At 60.6% G+C, this 7074-nt stretch carries 6 protein-coding genes; 4 read left to right on the top strand and 2 right to left on the bottom strand.

The features are described from left to right. Nucleotides 1–36: 36 nt before the first annotated feature. Together ACNPN0_RS08525 and ACNPN0_RS08520 are read right to left on the bottom strand one after the other, a co-directional pair. Entirely contained in the window at nucleotides 37–954 is a 918-nt protein-coding gene (locus ACNPN0_RS08525) for a hypothetical protein (RefSeq protein ID WP_105658799.1), read from the bottom strand. Between the two features lie 30 nt (nucleotides 955–984). Further along, entirely contained in the window at nucleotides 985–3105 is a 2121-nt protein-coding gene (locus tag ACNPN0_RS08520; RefSeq protein ID WP_332498832.1) for a RecQ family ATP-dependent DNA helicase, read from the bottom strand. A gap of 167 nt (nucleotides 3106–3272) precedes the next feature. Here ACNPN0_RS08520 and ACNPN0_RS08515 point away from each other — a divergent pair, with 167 nt between their 5' ends. The 4 genes from ACNPN0_RS08515 to ACNPN0_RS08500 all read left to right on the top strand — a co-directional run bounded on the left by ACNPN0_RS08515 (nucleotide 3273) and on the right by ACNPN0_RS08500 (nucleotide 7048). Beyond that, the gene (locus tag ACNPN0_RS08515; RefSeq protein WP_448937439.1) at nucleotides 3273–4706 is read left to right on the top strand and encodes a phosphomannomutase/phosphoglucomutase; all 1434 of its coding nucleotides are present in this window, start codon (nucleotides 3273–3275) and stop codon (nucleotides 4704–4706) included. 12 nt (nucleotides 4707–4718) lie between these two features. After that, entirely contained in the window at nucleotides 4719–5189 is a 471-nt protein-coding gene (locus ACNPN0_RS08510; RefSeq protein ID WP_105658802.1) for a hypothetical protein, read from the top strand. A 77-nt stretch (nucleotides 5190–5266) separates the two neighbouring features. Then, on the top strand, nucleotides 5267–5725 hold the full coding sequence (locus tag ACNPN0_RS08505; protein ID WP_332594999.1) for an RrF2 family transcriptional regulator: 459 nt from the start codon (nucleotides 5267–5269) through the stop codon (nucleotides 5723–5725). Nucleotides 5726–5872: 147 nt separating this feature from the next. After that, the gene (locus ACNPN0_RS08500; RefSeq protein ID WP_448937424.1) at nucleotides 5873–7048 is read left to right on the top strand and encodes a globin domain-containing protein; all 1176 of its coding nucleotides are present in this window, start codon (nucleotides 5873–5875) and stop codon (nucleotides 7046–7048) included. Nucleotides 7049–7074: the final 26 nt, after the last annotated feature.

Genomic DNA, 7074 nt, shown 5'->3' with positions numbered 1-7074 from the left:
GGTGATTCCCAAAACTCCAGGACAGCAGTTTCTCCGCTACTGGTCGTCGCGCTTCACGAAGGTCCGCAGCATGTTCTGCACGATATCCTCTGGCAACGAGGTGTGGCGAACAATGATTTCCGACATCCGGTCCAGATCGGTATCGGCGATTGCGTCGAAGAGCGCTTCGCGGTCAGCTTCTGGAAGTTCGGCAGCATCGAAATGCACTGGACCATCCGGGCCCTGGCCTTCAAAGCGGAAGTCTGCAATATTGCCGTTGGCGCTCGCGCCAGACATGGGAGACGTCGCGATCATGCGTTCCAGGTCTTCGACCGGCAGATCCGTATAGCCGTGCAGGATCTTTGCCGCTTCTTCAAAATTGGAATCCCGCAACATGGAGAATAGCTGGTCGTATTCATTTGCCGGCAGTTGTTCGCTGGAAAATTCGCGGTTCTCGCCATCAAGTTCGAACGCCATCTTGAAGTGCGTAGCACTTGGTTCCTGAAGGGAACTGAACTGTTCGCTCCATTCCTGGGGTACAACCCAAGTGTCATCGGCAGGTGCTGGTGTGGCATCCTCTGCGGCAGTAGCGGCCGCTTCACGATCTTCGCGCTCAACTTGAGCTTCGAGTTTGTCGCTCAAAGCCTTGATCTCGGCATCATCATTCGGCAATTCCTTGGCGGGGGCTGTCTGCGGGTACTTGTCGAGGCTGCGTACTGCAATCACGCAATCCTTGACCGAGTCGCCAGTAGCAGCGCGGAAATCCTTGACCGCGCCCATGACGTCGCCCTTGGCCAGATTGCGGTACACCGAATTGCGTGAAGCATCATCCAGCCTCGCGTTTGCCGCCTGCGCTGCTTCACGGGAAATCGCCTGCGCGATTTGCGCAGTGTTCTTCTTGCGTAGCGCTTGCAGACCGAAGTAGCCCAGGGCAATCACTGCGATGAGGACAACGAGCCAGATGAGAAATTCCATACTTCCAGACTACTTTGTTTAACTGTGCGATTACCCGGCTACGCCCAAAGTGAAAGGCATGACACCCGGTGCGCCCGCGATGCGCAGGGCCCGCCCAGCCATCGCCATGGACCACCGGGAATCAACCAGATCATCAACTAGCAGCACCGGCCCTGGAGCGTCGGCAATGAGCTGTTCGAGCTGCGTTGGAAGTTCAAAAGCATCGGCAACTGCAGCCACACGGAAAGCGGAATTCCCGCCCGGGCCATTCTGTGGTCCAGCACCGCGATATTCGAGCTGCCCCAGGTAGCGCAACCGTCCCACCTCAGCTAGGCCCTGAGCAAGGGAGGTGATCAGCTGGGGACGCTTATTCGATGGCATGGCTACAACGCCCACTGGACGTTCCTCCCAATTCCATTCGGCAAGCACCTTGATGCACGCATCGAACATCGCCTTGTCGATAGGGGAATCGGTGGGGTCGGCAAAGAGCTGGCGCAATCGGTTGCCCCATCCCAGGTCGGTCAGGCGAGCCAGCGCCCGGCCCGTGGCCACCTGCTCGTCAATAGCGATTTTGCCCTTGAGCGTGTACCCCAGCCGGTCCAGTCCCGAAGGGTACAGCTTGCGCGGTTCAATAGGAACTCCCACCCGTCCAAGTGCCGCCTGCGCGCTGTCCTTCGAATCGTCAGGAATATGGTCGTCAAACCAAACGCCAGCGCAGTTGTCGCACCGGCCGCAGGGAGCAGACTGCGGATCATCCAAGGCATCGGTCAGAAACTGCATGCGGCATCCGCGAGTGTTCTCGTAACTGACCATGAGGTTTTGTTCATGGATTCGGCTCTGCGCCACTCGCTTATACCGATCGGCATCATAGGTCCATGGCATGTCGGTGCGCATCCAGCCGCCGGCAACACGCTCCACCGCACCATCCACGGCCAGCACCTTCAGCAACAGCTCAAGTGGCGAGCGGCGAAGGTTCACGGCGCTTTCCAGCGCCGGGACACTCATCGCACCGTCGGTCTTGGCCAAGGCTTCGAGCACCTGGGTGGCGCGCACCTGGTCCGGCATGGAGCTGGTGGCGAAGTATTCCCAAATTTCCGAGTCGTCAGGCCCGGGCAGCAGCAGGACATCTGCGTTGATGCTCCCACGCCCGGCACGGCCCACCTGCTGGTAGTAAGCCACGGGCGAGCTGGGGGCACCGATGTGCAAGACGAAACCGAGGTCTGGCTTGTCAAAGCCCATTCCCAAGGCGCTCGTGGCGATCAGCGCTTTCACTTCGTTATTCTTCAACGCTTGTTCAAGGCGTTCGCGTTCTTCCAAATCGGTGCGCCCGGTGTAGGCAGCAACTTCGTGCCCGGCATCCTTGAGCAGGCGAGCAATATCCTCGGCTGCAGAAACCGTCAGGGTGTAGATAATGCCCGAGCCCTTGAAGTCCTCGATGTGGCTGAGCAACCAGGCCAACTGCATGCGCGGCGAAGCCAGACGCAGGACACCTAGGCGCAGCGAGTCGCGAGCCAGGGTGCCGCGCAGCGTGAAGACCTCCTCGGTGCCGCCGGCCAGCTGTTCGGCAACGTCCTGGACTACTCGGCTGTTCGCTGTTGCAGTGGTCGCCAAAACCGGGAGGCCCTGAGGCAATCGGGCGATCAGGTCCCGGATGCGGCGGTAATCCGGGCGGAAATCGTGGCCCCAGTCCGAAATGCAGTGCGCCTCGTCGATGACCAGCAGGCCCAAACGCTGCATCAGCATCGGCAGCTGCTGCTCGCGGAAGGATGGATTGTTCAAACGCTCCGGGGACACCAACAGCACATCGAGCTCATTGCGTTGCAGCTTTTCGAGGATTTCACGCCATTCGAGCACATTGGCCGAATTGATGGCCGCAGCGCGGACTCCAGCACGCTCCGCGGCCGCAACCTGGTCGCGCATCAATGCCAGCAGCGGGGAAACGATCAGTGTTGGCCCGTAGCCCTGTTCTCGCAGCAGCAGGGAAGCGATGAAGTACACGGCGGACTTGCCCCAGCCGGTACGCTGGACGACCAGTGCGCGGCGTCGCTCGGCCACCAGTGCGCTGATCGCTTCATACTGGCCATCATGGAACTGCGCGTCCGGGTTTTGCACCAGTGCGCGCAGTTTCTGCAGTGCCAGCGTTTTCAGATCCACTTGCGTTGAGCCATCCATGCCTCCAGTATTTCAGTTCCTGCCCACGATTTAGCCCGTGGCGTCCGCTAATTGTGGATGAGCTCTCACGAGCTGCGGTGCCGGCAGGGGAAAATAGCTGAAATGTTAGGCATTTCCCATCCGCAATCGCCTAGTTCTCAATGATTTGAATCAGTCAAACCGGTAGGCTGAAAGGCGTGAGTGAAGAAATTGATCTTAATCAGAGCTTTAAGGCCTACGACGTACGCGGCGTAGTCGGCGAGAACCTGGATGCCGAAGCAATTGAAGCCATCGGCGCGGCCTTTGTCGACGTCCTGTCCCTGTCCGGCAAGGAAGTACTGGTTGGCGGTGACATGCGCCCGTCTTCCGCAGAATTCGCCCAAGCCTTCGCTCGTGGCGCCACCTACCGCGGCGCCAACGTGATCATGCTCGGATTGATCTCCACCGATGAGCTGTACTTTGCATCGGGCAAGCTCAATGCCGCCGGTGTTGTCTTCACCGCCAGCCACAATCCCGCCCAGTACAACGGCATTAAGATGTCCAAGTCTGGCGCCCGCCCGATTTCTTCGGCTACCGGTCTGTTCGACATTCGCGACCTGGCCCAGCAGTACCTTGACGAGGGACTGCCGGTCTCCGGTGACGCCCCGCAGGGCAGCATCAGCGAGCGCGATGTGCTGGCCGACTATGCCGCTTACCTGCGAGAATTGGTGGACTTGTCGGGCATTCGTCCGCTGAAGATCGTGGTGGATGCCGGAAACGGCATGGGCGGCATGACTACCCCTGCAGTTCTTGGGGGTACGGTGCTCGCTGAGCTGCCGCTCGAAATTGTTCCGCTGTATTTCGAGCTGGATGGCACTTTCCCCAACCACCCGGCCAATCCGCTGGAACCGGAAAACCTCAAGGACCTGCAATCCGCAGTACTGGAGCACGGGGCCGATCTCGGCCTGGCTTTCGACGGCGATGCCGACCGCTGCTTCGTGATCGACGAGCGCGGGCTGCCGCTGTCCCCTTCGGCTATCACCGCACTGGTCGCGGTGCGCGAAATCGCCCGTGTGCAGGCAGCTGGCGAAGAGTCCCCGGTGATCATCCACAACTTGATCACTTCCAAGGCGGTGCCTGAATTCGTCGCCAAGTCCGGTGGCGTTCCGGTGATGACCCGCGTAGGCCATTCCTTCATCAAGGCTGAAATGGCTTCCCAGGGCGCGGTCTTCGGAGGCGAGCATTCCGCCCACTACTACTTCCGCGACTTCTACAATGCCGATACCGGCATGCTCGCTGCCATGCATGTGCTGGCCGCCTTGGGCGAGCAGGAACTGCCGCTCTCCGAGCTGGGTTCCGAATACGAACCCTACGCTGCCACCGGTGAAATCAATTCAGAGGTCGAGGACAAGGCAGGTGCCACTGCCCGGGTCGTGTCGCATTTCCAAGACCAGCCAGTAGAAGTGATCACCATGGACGGCACGACCATTTCAGCGGCCGATGGCAGCTGGTGGATCAATCTGCGCCCATCGAACACCGAACCATTCCTGCGTTTCAACGGCGAAGGCCGGACCGCAGAAATCATTGAGCCCATCCGCGATGCCGTTCTGGCTATCGTGCGTGAAAAGAACGTCACCAACTAGCAAAGGGAAGACATGAACCTCGAAGAACTGGATGAGGGCGTCAAGGACGCGCTGAACAAGGTCTTGGGCACCGCCCTGGGCGTGGCCCGCGAACAGCTCGAAGAGCAGGGCGTGTTCCTGCCTTTCGCGATCGCGCTGGAGCCGAAGGAAGAGGAAGACGAGCCGGAGCTGCGCTTGATCGCTGTTCCGCCAACGGATGATCCTGAGGATCCGGAAGCCGACATCGACACCGAAGCCATGGTTGCGGACCTGATGCAGGTGCTGAACCAGCAGGGCACCCACTTCCAGGCGATCGCCGTCGCCTCGGATGTGCTGCTCCAGGAAAACGACCAGGATGCCATCCACATTGTGGCCGAGCACCGTGTCGGTGCGGCGTTGGCCATCGTGCAGCCGTACACCATGCCTGCAGAGCCAGGCGGCGAATGGATCTTCGACGAGCCAGCGGCAGAGTCGGCGGAAGCCATCTGGGCCAACGCGCTCTAGACCGCGGTTGGTGATTCCGGGGTCGGCATAGTCACTATGCTGACCCCGGAATGCTTTTCCCACGTAAAGTAGGAATCATGAAACTCAGTGCCTTCACCGACGTATGCTTGCGAACCGTCATGGTCCTTGCAACGCCCGGCACCGGGCAACTGACCAGCCGCCAGATCGCCGAGTCCGTGGGCGTTCCCTACAACCACGTGGCCAAAGCCGTTCTGGAACTGCGCACGCTGGGAATCCTGCAGGTCACCCGCGGCCGCAATGGCGGCGCGCAGCTGAGCGATGGAGCACTGGATTTTTCCCTCGGCTCACTGCTGCGCAAGTTGGACAAGCGCACCGATATTGTGGATTGCTCCGATCATGACGCGCAATCCAACTGCCCGCTTTCGGGCAACTGCCGCTTGCGGGCAGTCTTCCGGCAGGCCCGCGAAGCTTTCTATGCTTCCCTGGACCCGCTGACCATCCAGGACATCTGCCCGGCATCATCCGCGATGCCCTTCACGGCGCTCCCCTTCCCTACGGTGCGCGCCCTTTCCTGATTCCCCTGCGGCTCCCCGGGGGTCGCATCGCCGATTTCTGTTACGAATACCGGCCGGTGGATTTGCAATCCTTTTCTACTAGGCGTAGAAATAAATCATAAATCTTGTATCTGTAATACAAGTTATCGCCTACTCCAAGGAGACCCGATGCTGTCCACGAAGTCCTTCCCGGTCGTTGAAGCCACGTTGCCAATCATCGCAGAGCGCATTTCCAGCATTACCCCGAACTTCTACAACCGCCTGTTCACCGCTCACCCGGAACTGCTCGACGGAATCTTCTCACGTTCGAATCAGAAGAACGGCACCCAGCAGCAGGCCTTGGCGGGATCCATCGCAGTCTTCGCAACCTACTTGGTCAAGCACCCGGGCACCACTCCGGAAACCATGCTCGCGCGCGTAGCCCACAAGCACGCTTCCCTCGGTGTCGCCGAGGAGCAGTACCCCATCGTCTACGAGCACCTCTTCGACGCCATCGCCGAAGATCTGGGCGAGGCGCTGACTCCGCAGATCGCCGAGGCCTGGACCGAGGTCTACTGGCTGATGGCCCACGCGCTGGTCAAGATCGAGAAAGGCCTGTACGCGCAGCAGGCCAACGCCGAGATCTACACCCCATGGAAGCTTGTCGAGCGCATCGAAACCGGCGTTGATTCGGTCTGCTTCAGCTTCGAGCCAGCTGACCGGACCCCAGCCACCGTCGCCAAGCCGGGCCAATTCGTTTCGGTCCGCATGCCGATGGCCGACGGCCTGCGCCAGGTTCGCCAGTACACCTTGAGCGGCGACATCGAGCGAACCGACCGCCGCACCGTCACGGTCAAACTGGATGTGAACGGCGAATTTTCCCCGGTGATCCACCATGGCCTGAAACTCGGCGACGTGGTGGAGCTATCGAATCCGTATGGCGACCTGGTCATCGATGACGATGGCTCGCCGCTGGTGATCGCCACCGCCGGAATCGGCTGCACCCCGAGTGCGGCCGCGTTGCAGACCCTGGCCGCACGCGGCTCCACCCGCAAGGTCACCGTGCTGCACGCAGACCAGACGGCCACCGCCTGGCCATTGCGCGAGCAGATGCTCGAATCCATCGGCAAGCTGCCAGAAGCCACCATCAGCACCTGGTTCGAACGCGGGGAATTGCCGGAGGGGCTGAACGCCACGTCCGGCTACATGGATCTCGCCGGCGCACTGACTGGCAATGCCCAGGTCTACTTGTGCGGCCCGCTGCCATTCATGCATGCAATGCGCAACCAGGCGCTGGAAGCCGGCATCCCGGCCGAGCGTATCCACTATGAAGTCTTCGGCCCGGATGTATGGCTCGCCGCCTAGCTCCCTGGTGACAGAGCCGTGGGGCA

Source organism: Glutamicibacter sp. AGC84 (assembly GCF_053543575.1).
This window is presented reverse-complemented; position numbering and strand designations above follow the sequence as displayed.

Coding starts and splice junctions, on each gene's coding strand:
- ACNPN0_RS08505 (WP_332594999.1), top strand. CDS start 5,267: ATGAAACTCAGTGCCTTCACCGACGTATGCTTGCGAACCGTCATGGTC.
- ACNPN0_RS08500 (WP_448937424.1), top strand. CDS start 5,873: ATGCTGTCCACGAAGTCCTTCCCGGTCGTTGAAGCCACGTTGCCAATC.
- ACNPN0_RS08510 (WP_105658802.1), top strand. CDS start 4,719: ATGAACCTCGAAGAACTGGATGAGGGCGTCAAGGACGCGCTGAACAAG.
- ACNPN0_RS08520 (WP_332498832.1), bottom strand. CDS start 3,105: ATGGATGGCTCAACGCAAGTGGATCTGAAAACGCTGGCACTGCAGAAA.
- ACNPN0_RS08525 (WP_105658799.1), bottom strand. CDS start 954: ATGGAATTTCTCATCTGGCTCGTTGTCCTCATCGCAGTGATTGCCCTG.